13 protein-coding genes and 2 pseudogenes are annotated in these 14,700 nt (G+C 46.4%); 11 read left to right on the plus strand and 4 right to left on the minus strand.

What is annotated here, in order from left to right; all coding sequences use genetic code 11:
- The first annotated feature begins 33 nt into the window (after positions 1–33).
- Positions 34–1,377, plus strand: coding sequence for a CmpA/NrtA family ABC transporter substrate-binding protein (locus RIG66_RS21405; RefSeq protein WP_446380754.1), 1,344 nt, complete (start codon positions 34–36; stop codon positions 1,375–1,377).
- 190 nt (positions 1,378–1,567) lie between these two features.
- Complete coding sequence (locus tag RIG66_RS21410) at positions 1,568–1,972, plus strand: hypothetical protein (protein WP_446380755.1); 405 nt, start codon at positions 1,568–1,570, stop codon at positions 1,970–1,972.
- A 358-nt stretch (positions 1,973–2,330) separates the two neighbouring features.
- On the opposite strand, the gene RIG66_RS21415 is transcribed toward RIG66_RS21410, so the two are convergent.
- Both RIG66_RS21415 and RIG66_RS21420 read right to left on the minus strand, forming a co-directional pair.
- Positions 2,331–5,447, minus strand: coding sequence for a poly(A) polymerase (locus tag RIG66_RS21415; RefSeq protein ID WP_446380756.1), 3,117 nt, complete (start codon positions 5,445–5,447; stop codon positions 2,331–2,333).
- 394 nt (positions 5,448–5,841) lie between these two features.
- Complete coding sequence (locus RIG66_RS21420) at positions 5,842–6,699, minus strand: bile acid:sodium symporter family protein (protein ID WP_446380757.1); 858 nt, start codon at positions 6,697–6,699, stop codon at positions 5,842–5,844.
- A 182-nt stretch (positions 6,700–6,881) separates the two neighbouring features.
- Here RIG66_RS21420 and RIG66_RS21425 point away from each other — a divergent pair, with 182 nt between their 5' ends.
- From RIG66_RS21425 to RIG66_RS21455, 7 genes and pseudogenes are all read left to right on the plus strand, one after another.
- Positions 6,882–7,022, plus strand: a complete 141-nt coding sequence (locus RIG66_RS21425) for an element excision factor XisH family protein (protein ID WP_446380767.1) — start codon at positions 6,882–6,884, stop codon at positions 7,020–7,022.
- Positions 7,023–7,196: 174 nt separating this feature from the next.
- Positions 7,197–8,570, plus strand: coding sequence for an AAA family ATPase (locus tag RIG66_RS21430; RefSeq protein ID WP_446380758.1), 1,374 nt, complete (start codon positions 7,197–7,199; stop codon positions 8,568–8,570).
- Positions 8,554–9,198, plus strand: coding sequence for a TIGR02646 family protein (locus RIG66_RS21435; RefSeq protein ID WP_446380759.1), 645 nt, complete (start codon positions 8,554–8,556; stop codon positions 9,196–9,198). Before RIG66_RS21430 ends, RIG66_RS21435 begins: the two co-directional genes overlap by 17 nt.
- Before the next feature lie 54 nt (positions 9,199–9,252).
- Positions 9,253–9,357: pseudogene (locus RIG66_RS21440) on the plus strand (fatty-acid oxidation protein subunit alpha); the annotation flags it as partial.
- Positions 9,358–9,625: 268 nt separating this feature from the next.
- Positions 9,626–10,552 (plus strand): hypothetical protein, encoded by a 927-nt coding sequence (locus RIG66_RS21445; RefSeq protein ID WP_446380760.1) that lies wholly within the window; start codon positions 9,626–9,628, stop codon positions 10,550–10,552.
- A 231-nt stretch (positions 10,553–10,783) separates the two neighbouring features.
- Positions 10,784–11,413, plus strand: coding sequence for a hypothetical protein (locus tag RIG66_RS21450; RefSeq protein ID WP_446380761.1), 630 nt, complete (start codon positions 10,784–10,786; stop codon positions 11,411–11,413).
- A 313-nt stretch (positions 11,414–11,726) separates the two neighbouring features.
- Positions 11,727–11,909, plus strand: a pseudogene (locus RIG66_RS21455) (RNA ligase family protein); the annotation flags it as partial.
- On the opposite strand, the gene RIG66_RS21460 reads toward RIG66_RS21455, so the two are convergent.
- Positions 11,903–12,265: a DUF5615 family PIN-like protein gene (locus tag RIG66_RS21460; RefSeq protein ID WP_446380762.1), complete on the minus strand. Its 363-nt coding sequence runs from the start codon at positions 12,263–12,265 to the stop codon at positions 11,903–11,905. The pseudogene RIG66_RS21455 and the gene RIG66_RS21460 sit on opposite strands and share 7 nt — an antisense overlap.
- The gene (locus RIG66_RS21465) at positions 12,240–12,593 is read right to left on the minus strand and encodes a DUF433 domain-containing protein (protein WP_446380763.1); all 354 of its coding nucleotides are present in this window, start codon (positions 12,591–12,593) and stop codon (positions 12,240–12,242) included. The genes RIG66_RS21460 and RIG66_RS21465 overlap by 26 nt, the downstream gene beginning before the upstream one ends.
- Positions 12,594–12,794: 201 nt before the next feature.
- Here RIG66_RS21465 and RIG66_RS21470 point away from each other — a divergent pair, with 201 nt between their 5' ends.
- Both RIG66_RS21470 and RIG66_RS21475 read left to right on the plus strand, forming a co-directional pair.
- Positions 12,795–13,586 carry an RNA ligase family protein gene (locus RIG66_RS21470; protein ID WP_446380764.1) on the plus strand — a complete coding sequence of 264 codons (792 nt, stop codon included), beginning with the start codon at positions 12,795–12,797 and terminating at the stop codon, positions 13,584–13,586.
- Positions 13,587–13,884: 298 nt separating this feature from the next.
- Positions 13,885–14,541 carry an AAA family ATPase gene (locus RIG66_RS21475; RefSeq protein WP_446380765.1) on the plus strand — a complete coding sequence of 219 codons (657 nt, stop codon included), beginning with the start codon at positions 13,885–13,887 and terminating at the stop codon, positions 14,539–14,541.
- The last annotated feature ends 159 nt before the right edge of the window (positions 14,542–14,700 follow it).

A 14,700-nucleotide genomic window follows, 5' to 3' on the forward strand; every position in this document is an offset into this window, starting at 1 on the left:
ATCTATAATTTATTGGGTGAGGAGAAAAAGACCATGAAGCGACGCCACTTTCTCAAATACACCAGTCTGGCAAGCACAGGATTAGCCTTTGCTGCTTGTAACTCTGGCAATCTGTCCACCTCCCAAAAGAATAACTCTGCTGAGTCCTCATCTGCCTCAAATGTTGACTTTGGCAAACTCGAAAAAACGTACCTAAACCTCGGCATTATCCCGATTACCGAAAGTGCGCCCCTGGTTATCGCCCAAGAATTAGGCTTTTTTGCTCGCTATGGACTTAATGTCAGCCTGAGTAAGCAAGAGAATTGGCAGCAAATTCAGGATGGCTTACTCGACTACCAGTTAGATGCGGCTCAAGCTTTGTATGGAATGCCAATGATAGCACAATTAGGAGCAGAAGCCGCTCCCATGATTGCCCTGATGGTACTCAATCTCCATGGCAGTAGCATTACCTTATCTCCCAAAGCCTGGGATGCGGGAATTCGACCAGCGATTGAATATTTCACCTTTCAGGAGTTTGCCGATTCCTATCGCGAGTATGTTCGCAAATTCCAGGAACCGCCTATTTTTGCTACTGAGTCGAATGCTTCCATGGATTATTACATTAGCCGCTATTGGTTAGCCGCGATGGGAATTAATCCGGAAAGTGAGGTTGAATTTATGGAGATTGCCCCCTCCCAAATGATTTATAAAATTCAAGCCGGGGTGATGGATGCCTATAGCAGCAGTGAACCGTGGAACCAACAGACGGTTTTGCAGGGAAATGGATTTATCGGCAATACCTCACAGAATATTTGGGCGGGACATCCGGGAAATGTGCTAGCCACGATGCAAGCTTGGGTGGACGAACATCCCGCAACCGCTAGGGCTTTAGTGGCGGCGATTATAGAAGCCTGCCAGTTTTGCGAACAAGCCAAAAATCGTCGCGAAGTTGCCCAAATTATTGCCCAAAGCAGGTATTTGGACACGGATCAGGACTATATAGAACCTGCTTTATTGGGTAACTATACTTATGGTGGGTTTGACAACCAGGAACGGCTGGAAACGATTCCTAATTTTTATCAGTTTTATGGTGACAATAGCGATGATCCAGAGAAGCCGAATCCAGTCAATTATCCCTGGCGTTCTCATGGAATGTGGTTGCTGACTCAGATGATTCGTTGGGGTCAAATTGAGCAGCAAGATTATCCCAAAGATGCTGATGAAATATTGGAGGAAATTTATCCGTTAGACGTTTATACAGAAGTGGCGGAGGCATTGAAAATTGAGCTACCCAGTGATCCGATGAAAGTAGAACCTGCTACCGTTTTTATTGACCAACGCCAGTTTGATCCGAGTGATCCGATTGCTTATCTGAATAATTTTGAGATTCAGGCATAAGCCACTTCGACTTCGCTCAACCCACCAACATTAAATCAGTGACATTCTACTTAAGGTGAATGGTACTGACTTTAGAGTTTGTAGTAAGTGCTTTAGCGCTTCTGGCACTAAAGTGCCTACTACGAACCCAGCTTAAATCAGTGACATTCTACTTAATGTAAAGTTACAGTCCAAGAGGTAATCTGTTATTGTGTCTTTTGAATTCTACAAAAATATTGGCGAAGTCTTAAAAGAGTATGAAATTAATTCCTCGGAAACGAACTGTATCATCGAAACTGAAATTGATGTTCGAGAATCATTTAGAGAGGATTTAGAGTTTTGTCTGCGAGAATTAACCTTTGAGGAGTCAGACTATGCAGTTTGTGAAACGATTATTTTTCCAGTTCTGAAAGAGCTTTATTGCCTTTATCGAGATAAGTTTACTTTGTGGAGCCATAAGTCGCTGATTTATAATGAAAAATTATCAGGTGTACCTGACTATATCATAGCCAAACGATCGCCTCTGGGCAAAGAAATATTTGATCAGCCATTTTTTGTTTTGTGGCTGTTGAAGCTAAACGGGATGATTTTATTAAGGGATGGGGTCAATGTTTAGCTGAAATGGTGGCGATTCAGAAAATGAATGACCAATCTGAACAGCAGACGATATATGGAATCGTATCTAATGGTCAGCTTTGGCAGTTTGGCAAACTCCAAAACAACCGTTTTACCAAGAATTTTGTAGCCTATACGATATATAATCTTGAACAACTTTTTGCAGCTCTAAATTATGTGTTTAGGCAATGCGAACTAGAATTAGAGGCAATGACAGATGGATGTAGGGGCAATTCATGAAATTGCCTCAAAAAAGATTCTGGAGGAGCGATCGCACACTCATTAGTGTCAACTTAAGGAGAAAGTCAATGCTGGCAAGGTTTTAAGCTGTGTCTATCTACTCCTCAACATTTTCCCCCTCATCCCCTAACCCCTTCTCCCTCCGTGGGGAGAAGGGGAACCGGCTTTTCTTGCTCCTGGGGGTGAGGGGTTGAGCTTAAGTTGACACGGATGTCGCACGCCACGCACTCCAACATACTGCCATCAGAATTAGCATTAAACTGAAGGAGAAAATCTGTAGCAACCTGCTCAATCGCAACACAATCACACTCTTGGGAACACTTCAATCCCAGCACCATGCAAATCCTGTTTTGCCCTTTCCGAATTCCAGTCCAAGGTCTAACGTATATATTGAGTCGCTGTTCCAGAGCAATAACCAATCCGATCGCATGACCTTCCAACCAACCGCAGCAGGCTGACAAGCGATCGTTGTTTTCACAGGTTGCTGTCAGCACCAAGAACCAATCGGATTGCGTCGGTAAATCAGCTAACTCGAAAAGAGCATCCCAACCTATTTTGCCAGCCAACACTTGCTCTGAAATTGCCGCCCCTCGCTCCAATTCGCGGCGCAAAATCTGTGCAGTCGATCGCGTGATATTACGGGTACTGTTTTGACAGGGTTCAATGGAGGTGATCACAGGTAGCCAGTCATAGTGCAACCTCCGGTATTGTCTACCTGCTTGGGTTAAGGCTACAGGCTGACTCCAATCATGCTGGTTGAGTACCTGGAAAAAATGGGCAAGTAATGCCTCAAGCCCTGTATCCGCATCAGCTTGGGGAAAACGAGTGCAACTCCAAGCCGCAAGCAATGCCCAGGAGAAGCTGCCCAGAAACCCCCAAGCATTGCCGTGAATTTGGCGTACCTTCGCCCATGCCCGCACTGTCCTCAATAGCGCTCGGAAAGACTCTAGCGGTACATACTGGCGTACTATATCTGTAAGGATATCAGCTTCCAAACAACCCACCAGTGCTTTCCAACTGACTGGATCAAAAAAGGGTTGTGCTGCCTCTGTTAACGGGTCAAGCGTCCCTAGTTCAGAAGGACGACGGGCATAGAGGAGATCGACAGACACGCCTTCAAATCCCATCCTTAACAGAGGGATCTTGGCGGATGAGACGACTTGGGCGCGATCGCACAACCCCTCCAGGCGCTGTCCCACGCTTGCCAAAAACGCCTCCCCAGACAGATACGCCGGAATCAGGCAAAGAACGTCTAAATCACTTTGCGGACTCTGCACGCCCAAACGTGCCGAACCCACTCGATGCAGCGATGCTGGGAAACCTAAACACTCGGCACAAGCTTGCTCGACTAACGCTAAAATTGTTTCGCGATGCTGGCGTTGCACCTGACTCAGATCGGGTTCGAGATCATTCAGTCGCTGCATTAGATTAGTTTTCTCTTCCCCAGCTTCCCAGACGCGCCATGGCGCGTCTCTACAATCCTTGCTCCCTTGCCCCAAATGTATGCGGTATCGCACCTCAAACGGCTGATCACCGCGACGGCTAATCAGCGCTACGGAGTCTACGAGAAAGCTCACCGGATGCCAGGAAGAAAGCTGGGCTTTGGCTTCTTGTGCAGTGGGAAACTGACCGACGCTCAGATGCGGCGTAAACCCTGCTGCTGACTTTTTGCTTTGCTCGTCGCACTGTGGGAATAATTGCTGGAGAACGGCTTGCAACTGATGAAGTGCATCTGGGGGTTGGGTAATCGGGCGCAACCATGCCGTACAGCTAGAGCGGTGCTTGAATGTCTCGAAGCTGGTGAGCGTTACCTCAAAGGGTTGCCATTGGGCAAGTGCAAGTGCGATCGCGTGCGCTGCTTCCTCAAAATACTCCTCTGGCACAAAGCCATACAGCAGATTGATGTGCGGCATCCAACGGTCAAACCTGCGATCGTAACGGCGGCGAATCCCTTGAATGGCAGGTAAGACGTCAGCCGAGGGAATCACCACAACTGCACTGCGATAGACTGGCGGCACTGCCTGCAACGCTGCTGTTGTGGATGTTGAGTAGTCCAAAACGGCACGGATGCCAAAATGATCGGATGGGTAAAGGGTTCTTTGGGTATCCGGTAAGGGTTCGCAGGCGAACAACTCCATCGAACGGGGCATCCAGCACCCATCCTCACTGCGCTGCAAGATGCGATCGAACCGCGCCGCTTCACCCCTCAAACTCATCAGCTTGGCTAACGAATTGCGTTCTGGGTTAAAGGTGTAGCCTGGATCATCAGGATGCAGCAGTGTCCAAACATCGACGAAACCGCTTTGGCTCAACTCCTCCTCTTGCTCATCCCCTCTACTGTTGAAATCTCCAACAATGAAGCTGTCTCCTGGCAGCGTCTTGAGATAATTCAGCAATACAGAACGTTGATGCGCCCGGACTTCAAGGGCGTTGCGGGCGCGATTGCTAGTTAGATGCACGACGGCTAAATGTAGCGATCGCCCGTTAATCTCCCACGTCCCCACCAGCACCCGCTTGTGTGCTGAATACTGATGCTCGACTAGCGTAAACGGCAGTCGCGATAGGAGCAAAAGACCATAGGGCTTGAGAGTTTGTCCTGCTGGTGATTCGGAAATGGTGTAAGAATGTACCCAATCCTGTTCCAACAGCACATCTAGTAGGGGTGGCGTCGCTTCTTGTAGGGCGATAATGTCCGCATCACATCGGCGCAGATGTTCTACAATCACAGGCAGGCGCTGTGCGGTCTGGATGCGCTCCTGCTCGTAGCGATCGCACAGCACGTTAAAACTGGCAATGGTCAGTGTACCGATTGTCGCCTCTGTTGATGGTTGATCAGTCGGTTGCCAACCTTGTGAACTGTACTGGTAGACAGGTCGTGCGTTGAATAGTAGGTCTTGGTTTGGTGCAGGGGGTGTGACTGTAGCCCAATGTGTCTCCTCTTGTGGATGCGCTAGAAAGGCAGCATCAGGCAATTGTCCGGCTGAGAACCGATCCAAATGCTGGTCGCGATCCCAAACAATTTCCTCCCCGCAGCGGATATAACGGATGCGGTGCATGGGGATGTCGCCATTCGTTGACCAAGAGGCAAAGGGTTTTTCGCGGATACCCTCTTCAGACCTGCGCTCGGTATAGCCGATGGCAAAGGCGCTGCGGTCTAGACGGGCATCCCAGAGAATGCGATCGTAGATCTCGCGAATCGTCGCCATTTTTTTCTTCTGGACTCTTTGCTCTGACATGGCTACGCCAAGGGGTGTAATGGATACTGCCTCGTACCTCTGGAAGTAACGGTTCTACGATTTGCCTAAGGCAAAGTCCGATCTAGCGTTAACGAAACAACGTTTTTTCAATACGAATTTACTCAAACTGCGGTACAACGGTATCAGGTCTTGACTGCTTGAGATAATCACGTCGCCGTTGAACAATGCCCATGCAACCAATATGCGATCGCCCGATCTTATCAGTCAGGTTGCGGGATGAAACCCAACACTCATCACTGCTTCTCCACCTCAGCCATAACTTCGATAACTTCTGCATCGCTGAACAACATGATAGCTTGCAAAATCAAGCCCAGGTTCTAGATGACTTTAGATGACTTGTTTGAGGTGGTATCGCAGGCGTAAAAGATGCTTGTCAACGTCGCACTAACCCAGCAAAGACGGCGCTTGTTGCGAACATGATTAAGCTATAGATGGCGGCTGGAATAGCCATGCTTGGCGTGTTTAAGAAAGTTGGTGCGCTGGCAATGGTAATGGCTAAAGTACCGTTTTGAATGCCGACTTCTACCGTAATGGCTTTGGCGCTGCGGATATCTAGCTTAGCCAAGGTGGCGAGTGCAAACCCCAGTAGCATTGTACTCATGTTTAAAGCGAGGGTAACCCAGCCCACTTTCAAGAAGAAGCTGGCGACATTAGCGCGTTCTGCTGCCAACAAACCCACGATAATTAGAGCTAAAAAGAATAGAGAGAGCCACTTAACCCATTTTTCCACCTGTGCGGCAAAACGAGGAGCGTAGTGGTGAATTACCATGCCTAATGTCACTGGAATCAGGGTAATGACAGCAATTTGAATGACTGTCGTCAAGAAGGGTAGCTGTAGGATAGTAGCCTCCCCCAGAAAACGCTGCATCGCTAGGTTAACGATCAAAGGAATTGTAAATACTGTAATCACGCTGCTAATTGCCGTCAGCGTAATGGATAGGGCAACGTTACCCTGTACTAAGTAGGTTACTAGGTTGGATGTGGGTCCGCCAGGGCAAGCCGCTAAAACCATTACGCCAACCGCCAATTCTGGAGAAAGCGGGAAAAGGCTAGCCAGTAAAAAGCCTACTGTAGGCAGCATGATAAGCTGAGCAATGAGTCCGAGAATTGCGGCTTTGGGTTCAACTAATACCCGCTTAAAATCACTGACAGTCAACCCTAATCCCATACCCAGCATGATGATAAATAGGGCTAAGGGAAGAAAAATTGCGGTTAAAACGTTTGATTCCATTGCTCCTGTACACACTCCTTAAGTTGACAGCGCCCGTAGATAAGGCAAACTTTTCACTGTTTGCTACGAGTGAGTTTCACTAGAATTATCACTTTATGTCCGTGCTACACACTCGCAAGCCTGTAAACTTTTGCAACAACTAGCGGTATTTTTGCATAAAAACCTGTCTTCCAGTCTGAGAGATTAAACGAGCGCTTCAAAAAGAGCAGTGGGTGATTACTGATGACCCGCTCAGGTTTAAGTTGGGTAATGTCAACTTTCGGGTTGACCTGAGTGCAGAGCGTATGCGATCGCCCGATTTGGTAGGTTGGGTTGAAGGATGAAACCCGACACTCATCACGGCTTCTCCACCTCAACTCTGGTGCGATCGCCTAATCGAGTCATGAAACTGGTTACGTGCAACTGTTTTGAGACCATAATAGGGGTAAGTGCCTTCAAGTGCCGTTTGAGGTACTGTTGTCAATGTCGGAAACCTCAGAGGTTTGAACGTTACCGCTATGGAAATTCAACGGGTTATCTTAAATAACATTGGGCTATTTGAAAACCTGGAAATTCCTTTAGCACCCACTAAGCAAAATCCCAGCAACATCACTGTCTTCGTTGGTAATAACGGCGCGGGTAAAACCTCTGTGCTGAAAGCCTTAGCAACCTCCCTGAGTTGGTTTACAGCTCGTTTACGTACAGAAAAGGGTAGTGGTAACCCTATCCCTGAAGATGCCATACTCAACACCGCCAACGCCGCCAGTATTGAAATAGACATTTGTGATTCTTCTGGGGCATCAGACAATCCTGATCAAAGCGAGTTCGAGCATCACTTCAAGTGGACTTTAGCAAAAAGCAGAAAAGGACGTAAAGCCCAGTACACTAGCAATCTCAACGACTGCACCCGTTTAGCCAATCGTTACCGTGATGCCCTTACCCGTGATGACAAAACTAGCCTTCCCATCATTGCGTTTTATCCTGTCGAGCGCGTCGTACTTGATATTCCACTAAAAATTAGGACTAGGCACACTTTCTTACAACTAGATGGTTACGACAACTCTTTAAGTCAGGGGGTTGACTTTCGCCGCTTTTTTGAGTGGTTTCGGGAACGGGAAGATACCGAAAATGAATCAGGAATTCCTGAAGATGTGTTGAGCCAACTGAGACCACTATTTGAAACTAATCAAGATGCATGGCAACGGTTAAACGAATTCAATGCCTCGGCTAGAGATCGGCAATTAACCGCAGTTCGCACCGCCATTCGCCGATTTATGCCCCAGATGGACAACCTTAGAGTCCGTCGTAAACCCCGTCTCTACATGGCGATTGATAAAAACGGTGAAACTCTGAATGTAGCCCAACTTTCACAAGGCGAAAAATCGCTCATGGCTCTGGTTGGTGATATTGCTCGCCGTCTAGCCATGCTGAATCCTGCCCTAGAGAATCCTTTAGCAGGAGATGGTATCGTCTTGATTGATGAAGTCGATTTGCACCTGCATCCCTCTTGGCAACGCAGCCTGTGCGATCGCCTAATCGCAACGTTCCCAAATTGTCAGTTTGTGCTGACTACTCATTCACCTCTGGTGATCAGCGACTGTCAAAATGTTTTGGTTTACACCTTAACCAATGGTGAATTGCGACAATTGCCCTCTCAGTATGGGCAAGATGCTAATACTGTCTTATTAGATGTCATGGACACCAGCATCCGTAATCAGAAAATCGATGCTGAATTGAACGATCTGCTGGATGCCATACAAGATTCAAAGCTAACCGAGGCTCAACAACGACTTGCCAAATTAACTGAGGAACTACCCGCCAATCATCTCGAATTGATCAAAGCTAAACTACTGCTCCGTAAACAAGAATTGCGTCATGCGAACCATTCGTAAAGGGACTGAACCCTCCAGTTTGACAGTTTGGAAACGAGCAAATCCTCACGGACGCTACAACCAGTTAACTGAAGATATTCGGCGAACTATTCGGCAACATGCTCTAGCAGAACAATTCTACCTTTGTGCCTATTGCTGCCAGCGCATCCAATGCCAGCGCATCCAAGACATTGATGCTTGCCACAATGAGCATATAGAAGCTCAAAAGTTGAACCCTAGACGCACACTTGACTTTTCAAATATTGTCGCCAGTTGTAATACCTCTAATCAATGTGGTGATGCTCATAAATCCCAACCCCTACCCCTAACTCCTCTGATGACAGAATGTGAAACAGAACTTCGCTTTAAAATTAGTGGTCGGGTAGAAGGGTTAAGCGAGCGAGCAATCGTCACGATTCAAGTCTTAAACCTGGGAGATCACGAAAAAAATAACCGTGCCTTAATTGAAAAACGCAAGCAATTGTCTAATGCCTTATTATGGACAAACGGTATAGACCCTGATGAAGGCTTAGAGGATGAAGAACTGTTAGAGATGTTAATCGATGACCTATCCCAACCCCAACAGGGTCAGATGGAACCTTTTACTCCAGTGGTAATTAATATCTTGCGAAGTTGGCTTCAATCTTGAAAGCAACTCTTTAAATGGTTATGAATTAGTTCGGAAGCAAAACCAAAAGCTGACACGTTTTTTCAATACGAATTCACTCAAACTACGGTACAACGGTATCAGGTCTTGATAATTGTGTATGATCCAGTTAATGAGGTGATAGTGCGATGGACAAGGTAGCTCAATATCGGGAGTACGTTCAAACGTTACTAAGCCAGTACGCCAAAGTAGAGTAAGAGATATTAATCGACCTGATATGGAATTGACTAGATGGGATGAAACTTGGCATCGATTACGGGAATGGACTAATGGTCAAGCTCCCTCCGAGCGCCTAGCTGCTCAGATTCTGTTGAACCAGGGATTTGAGAATATTGACCCAAGCCATCCCTTAGGAGGACCTGATGGTGGCAGAGATGCTATCTGTACGTATGAAGGGGAGAAGTGGGTTATGGCAGTTTACTTTCCTCGAGGTCAAAAAAGTTTTTCAGATATATCCACCAAACTGCAAGGCGATATTTCAGGGGCGACGAGATACGATCCCAGTGGCATTGCATTCGTAACAAATCAAGAACTGTCACTTAGGGAGAGGCAGCAACTGAGGCAGACAGTAGCATCGTTGAAGCTAGAGTTGTTTCATCTTGAACGACTTACAGTGATTCTCGACTCTCCATCTATGGCTGGAGTCAGAAAGCAGTTCTTAGGAATTGATAGTGGAGAGTCCGTTCCTGTTTTGGATTTGCAGTTCTTTGAACCTGGATCGCGAAAGCCTCTTGGAAGGAAGATTAAGCTTCAGTCAGTAGCGTATGACCTACCAAAACAGCCAATCCCAAATCTTGAACAACCTCGGACATCTTATTCCGGTGGTCTATCGCTACCAGTTCCACGTATGGAAGAGGTAAATCCTTCGTATATGAGAGATAAGGAGAAATTTGTTCGAGCTTCCTCGCTACTCAGGACAGTTTTTCTCGGTATCCGCAATACGAGTACTATACTTGCCGAAAATGTCAAACTGGAAGTAGAGGGATCATTATTAGGTGGTATTCAAGTTGAAAAAGAGTTACCACAATCACCAGTACGAAGGCGCATTGAAAAAGTGCCTTACAAACGCTCTTTATTGTGGAATTCACACATTACTCCTGATATTGAAGTGCATGGTGACCAGTGGCGAATGACTGTTCGCTTTGGAAACATTCAGCCAGGTTATCAGTCTATCATGGAAGTCCCATTTCTTCTTGGATCTAGGGAATGTAAGGAGCTAACTATGTATGCGAAGATCTTTGCCAATAATCTTCCTTCCCCAGTTGATTTATGTCTACAAACTGAGTTTGAAGTTATCTCCAAACCTCCTCTTGGGCTTGATTTCCTTGCCCGATAACAATTCGGATGCAGCTGATTGACCGAAGCCGCTTGGGTAGGATACAAAGACTCCGGCAACCGCTGACCCGAACCGTTAGCCCGCCTCATCTCTGGGTTAGGATGGTAGACTTAGGTTAACTGTTTGCTTGTTAACTCTGTGACTAGAAAGCCAATCTACTCAACTTTTCAGTATCCATCTGCAATCCCAGGTAGTCCCAATGCTTATTGGGTTGTAGGTCATCTAGGAATAATGTATTCTGAGTTACAGTGGTTGCTCTTTGATTTCTGCCGTATGCACCAAATTGTGTACAAAGAAATAGTGCATATTGAGGAAGGATTGACTCGCTTTACTCAGGAAAATAAGGGAGAACTTACATTAAGCTCAACGCTTGATTTGTCGGAAGAAGAGTATGACAAAGAACTACAGAAAACAAGAATTTTAGATTCAATTATTGCTCAGGATCAAGAAAATAAGCGTGTGATTGGTTTTATTGATCAGATGTGCGTTGTAGGTTTATGGGCGCTTGCAGAGCAATTTCTAGGGAAGATATACAGAACATATATTGCTGTTACAACCAGCGTTGATGCCGACACGGTCTCTTCACCCTCTGGATGGGATGACTTTAAGAAGGAGTATACAAGCATGGGTGTTGTCCTCTCTACGTGTGACAGCTTTCAGGATGCTAATGAGTGCAGAGTGGTTAATAATGCCATTAAACATAATCCAACAGTTGGAAAGAAGTTGGAGGGATTTCCATACTTCGCCCCCTACAAGGGAGAAAAGCTGATGGAGGTTCCGTTAGATATGCAGCGTTATTTGAATGGAGTAAATAATTTTTTAGGAAGCCTAATGGAAAAGGTAGAGGCACAGTTAGATTGAAGTAATGCCTAACCATATGCTGTTATAGACGGCAGGCTAACAATTCGGGTACAGCGGATTGACCGAAGCCGCTTGGGTAGGATACAAAGACCCCGCTGACCCGAACCGTTAGAACGCTATGTATGCAACATAAGCGACAGGTTGTAATCAAATGAAGGCTAATCATTGGAGATTCTAATTAGAACTTTTAGAGATTGCAGGTACGACCAATGCTTCGAGAGTGAAGTGTGACTGCTAGATTTACAGTTTGAAATCTAATTTTCCGATCGCATTCTAGCCTTCAACTTAGTCCTGTGGAGAGAGGAAAGTTCTAGAAGTGAATGGAGCCAATGCTGCCATAAATTTTACTCCTTATGGGCAAATACTGTTGCAAAGCCGGGGACATTATTTAACCGGAGGAAAGCGAGAAAAGCACTTTAACTTGTTCAAACAATGGGCGTACAGTCATACGGGAACGTTTTGGCAGGTGCTGGGCGATCGCTACATCCTCTATGGCAGAGGTAAATAAACAATCCGATCCTGATACTCATCGTCTTCGGAAGCAAGAGCAGCTAAAATTAATTCTTCGAGATTTCCACCAATGCCTAGATCGGGATTGAGAATAAAAATACCAGGTATGTGGCGATTTTGAGCAAGATGATCGGCTAAATGTACAGGCATAGAAGCACGATTATTAGTCACCAAAACAAACCCATTGACTTCACACCAGCATAAAATTTCAGGATCTGCCGTGCTTTTGGGAGGATTACCCGGCTCTCCTACCATAAGAACAACTAATTCAGGATATTGCCGCAAAAGTTGAGTTTGATAAAGTCGATCGACGTTCTCATCTAAAAGATACTTCAGTGCCACTTGCTGTCCTCATTGCTTCTCTTTCTGCTCTCAGTTTCCGCAGTTTTTCAGAAACAGGTGGAGGATTGTGTTTTTGTTCCTCTCGCATCCTGCGACCATGCTCAATCCAATTAGCGAGGTAGGTACTGACTGCTTCTTTGTTGTGCAGATAGTATAGAATCGTAGCGTAGACTTGTTCTAAATCTAGGGTTCGATAACTCTGGGCAATTTCCTCTGGGGTGCGACACCGATGGATGAAATCGTATAAAACAGTTTCAATCCCTATTCTTGTGCCTTTTATCCGAATGTCATCAGGACTGAGGAAATCAAAATAATCTTCTAATTGCATTGTTCCAGGCTTATAGATTCATAGGGGATAATACTAGGATAGCGATATCGTTTTGAAATACTCTATCTTCTTTGTTCGACAGCAATATCATTTTTCAATAATTTCTGCACTAATCTCAATTATCTTAGGCTTTGCAGGAACGGTGTCAGCATTTTGGTTCAGGTTACCCAATGGTAGCAGCCCCTTCAAGGTAGTCAATTGATGCAGCAGCAGATGTACAAATACCCTCGCACCCCTCATATCCAAGGTTCACGGCTCCAACCGGGGGATGAAGACTTGGATAACGTGCCTTTCAGCGCGATCGCCTCTCAATATGTAGTGGTCGAAGAAAAAGTAGATGGAGCCAATGCTGCCATCAGTTTTAGTCCTGATGGGCAAATGATGTTGCAAAGTCGGGGACATTATTTAACTGGAGGAGAGCGAGAAAAGCATTTTAACTTGTTCAAACAATGGGCGTACAGTCATACTGGAACCTTTTGGCAGGTGCTGGGCGATCGCTATATCCTCTATGGCGAATGGCTCTATGCCAAACACACCGTCTTTTACGACGCCTTACCCCATTATTTCTTAGAATTTGATGTGTTAGATGTTGAACAGCAGCAGTTTCTCAGTACCCAACGGCGGAAGGAGTTACTCGCCGGATTACCCCTGGTTTCCGTACCCGTCCTGTTTTCGGGTGTATTAACGTCCTACAAGCAGCTAATGGGATTGCTGGGTCACTCGCATTTCATTGAGTCAGGACATTTAGAACGCTTCCGCCAAGCCTGTGAGGAACAGGGATTGGATGTGGAGCGAAGTCTCAAACAAACAGACCCCAGTCCCCTAATGGAAGGGTTGTATATTAAGGTCGAAGAGGAAACAGTTGTAACGGCTCGTTACAAATACGTCCGTCCTAGCTTTTCAACCACCATACTGCAATCGGATAGCCATTGGCTCAACCGTCCTATCGTACCCAATCTCCTACGTCCCGGCGTCGATTTGTTTCAGTTATAGCGCTACGCGCTAGGGAACAGGCAATAGGCAACAGGCAACAGTAAGCTATGATTGGGTTTCCGGCTAAAGATGTGTCCTAACCTTAAGACGAATGCCACTGACTTAAGCTGGGTTCGTAGTCGGCACTTTAGTGCCAGAAGCGCTGAAGCGCTTACTACAAACTCTAAAGTCAGTGCCATTCACCTTAAGACGTAATGTTATATGACTTCTTCTATTTCTCAATCCTTATCCTGGTCATTTCCCTGGTGTTCCACGCCTCCAGACTGGACGCTAGATTGGGCATCGCTTCAGGCTGAGTTTGACTGGCTTCAATCGCTTGGCAGAAGCGGATATTCGGGGTCGCCTGTGTGATGACCCGCTAGAACTGCTGGAGCGGGTTGAGTTCTTTCGAGAATATTGTCAAGAGAATAATTGCTTCGTTGATCCCCGACCGTTCCCCTCAGATCATAGTCGATTTGTCTATTTCCAAAAAGACGATCGCGATCCCAACTATGCTGCTTTTGATGACACTCGCTTCGAGGTTGTCCTGATGTCAGGTTTACCGGGTGCTGGTAAAGACTCTTGGATTCAGGAGAATCTTCCCGATTGGACAGTAATCTCCCTGGATGAACTGCGACAAGCGATGAAGATTTCTCCTACAGATAACCAAGCTGCTGTAGCAGAGCGAGCAAGAGCGATCGCGAAAGACTACATGAGAGCCGAAAAATCCTTTGTTTGGAATGCGACCAATCTCTCTCGCCAACTGCGTTCGTCCCTGATTAATCTATTTTCTGCCTACCATGGACGGATTCGCATTGTCTACCTAGAAGCCGCTTGGGAAGAATTGCTGCGGCGCAATCGTTCTCGCGCTACCAAAGTGCCGGAAGCAGTGATGCAACGGATGCGCGATCGCGTAGAGGTTCCAGATATGACTGAAGCCCATCAGGTAGAGTGGGTTGTAGATAGGGCTTGCTGAATAAGTGAAAGCTATACCTGTAGGGGCACGGCATTGCCCATGGGTGTCAACTTAAGCCACATTACCCACGATAGGATACTGGGTGTGGGGTATGGGGTGTGGGGTGTGGGGGAAAGCGAGCAATTTTGGGGAGCTATGTATTAAACGGAACCTGTTTGA

It is taken from the genome of Coleofasciculus sp. E2-BRE-01 (genome assembly GCF_040221695.1).
Classification (GTDB): domain Bacteria; phylum Cyanobacteriota; class Cyanobacteriia; order Cyanobacteriales; family Coleofasciculaceae; genus Coleofasciculus.

What these genes read in the sequence shown, in the direction of transcription:
- RIG66_RS21405 (WP_446380754.1), top strand. Translation starts at nt 34, where the DNA reads ATGAAGCGACGCCACTTTCTCAAATACACCAGTCTGGCAAGCACAGGA.
- RIG66_RS21415 (WP_446380756.1), bottom strand. Translation starts at nt 5,447, where the DNA reads ATGTCAGAGCAAAGAGTCCAGAAGAAAAAAATGGCGACGATTCGCGAG.
- RIG66_RS21420 (WP_446380757.1), bottom strand. Translation starts at nt 6,699, where the DNA reads ATGGAATCAAACGTTTTAACCGCAATTTTTCTTCCCTTAGCCCTATTT.
- RIG66_RS21430 (WP_446380758.1), top strand. Translation starts at nt 7,197, where the DNA reads ATGGAAATTCAACGGGTTATCTTAAATAACATTGGGCTATTTGAAAAC.
- RIG66_RS21435 (WP_446380759.1), top strand. Translation starts at nt 8,554, where the DNA reads ATGCGAACCATTCGTAAAGGGACTGAACCCTCCAGTTTGACAGTTTGG.
- RIG66_RS21445 (WP_446380760.1), top strand. Translation starts at nt 9,626, where the DNA reads ATGGCAGTTTACTTTCCTCGAGGTCAAAAAAGTTTTTCAGATATATCC.
- RIG66_RS21450 (WP_446380761.1), top strand. Translation starts at nt 10,784, where the DNA reads ATGTATTCTGAGTTACAGTGGTTGCTCTTTGATTTCTGCCGTATGCAC.
- RIG66_RS21465 (WP_446380763.1), bottom strand. Translation starts at nt 12,593, where the DNA reads ATGCAATTAGAAGATTATTTTGATTTCCTCAGTCCTGATGACATTCGG.
- RIG66_RS21470 (WP_446380764.1), top strand. Translation starts at nt 12,795, where the DNA reads ATGCAGCAGCAGATGTACAAATACCCTCGCACCCCTCATATCCAAGGT.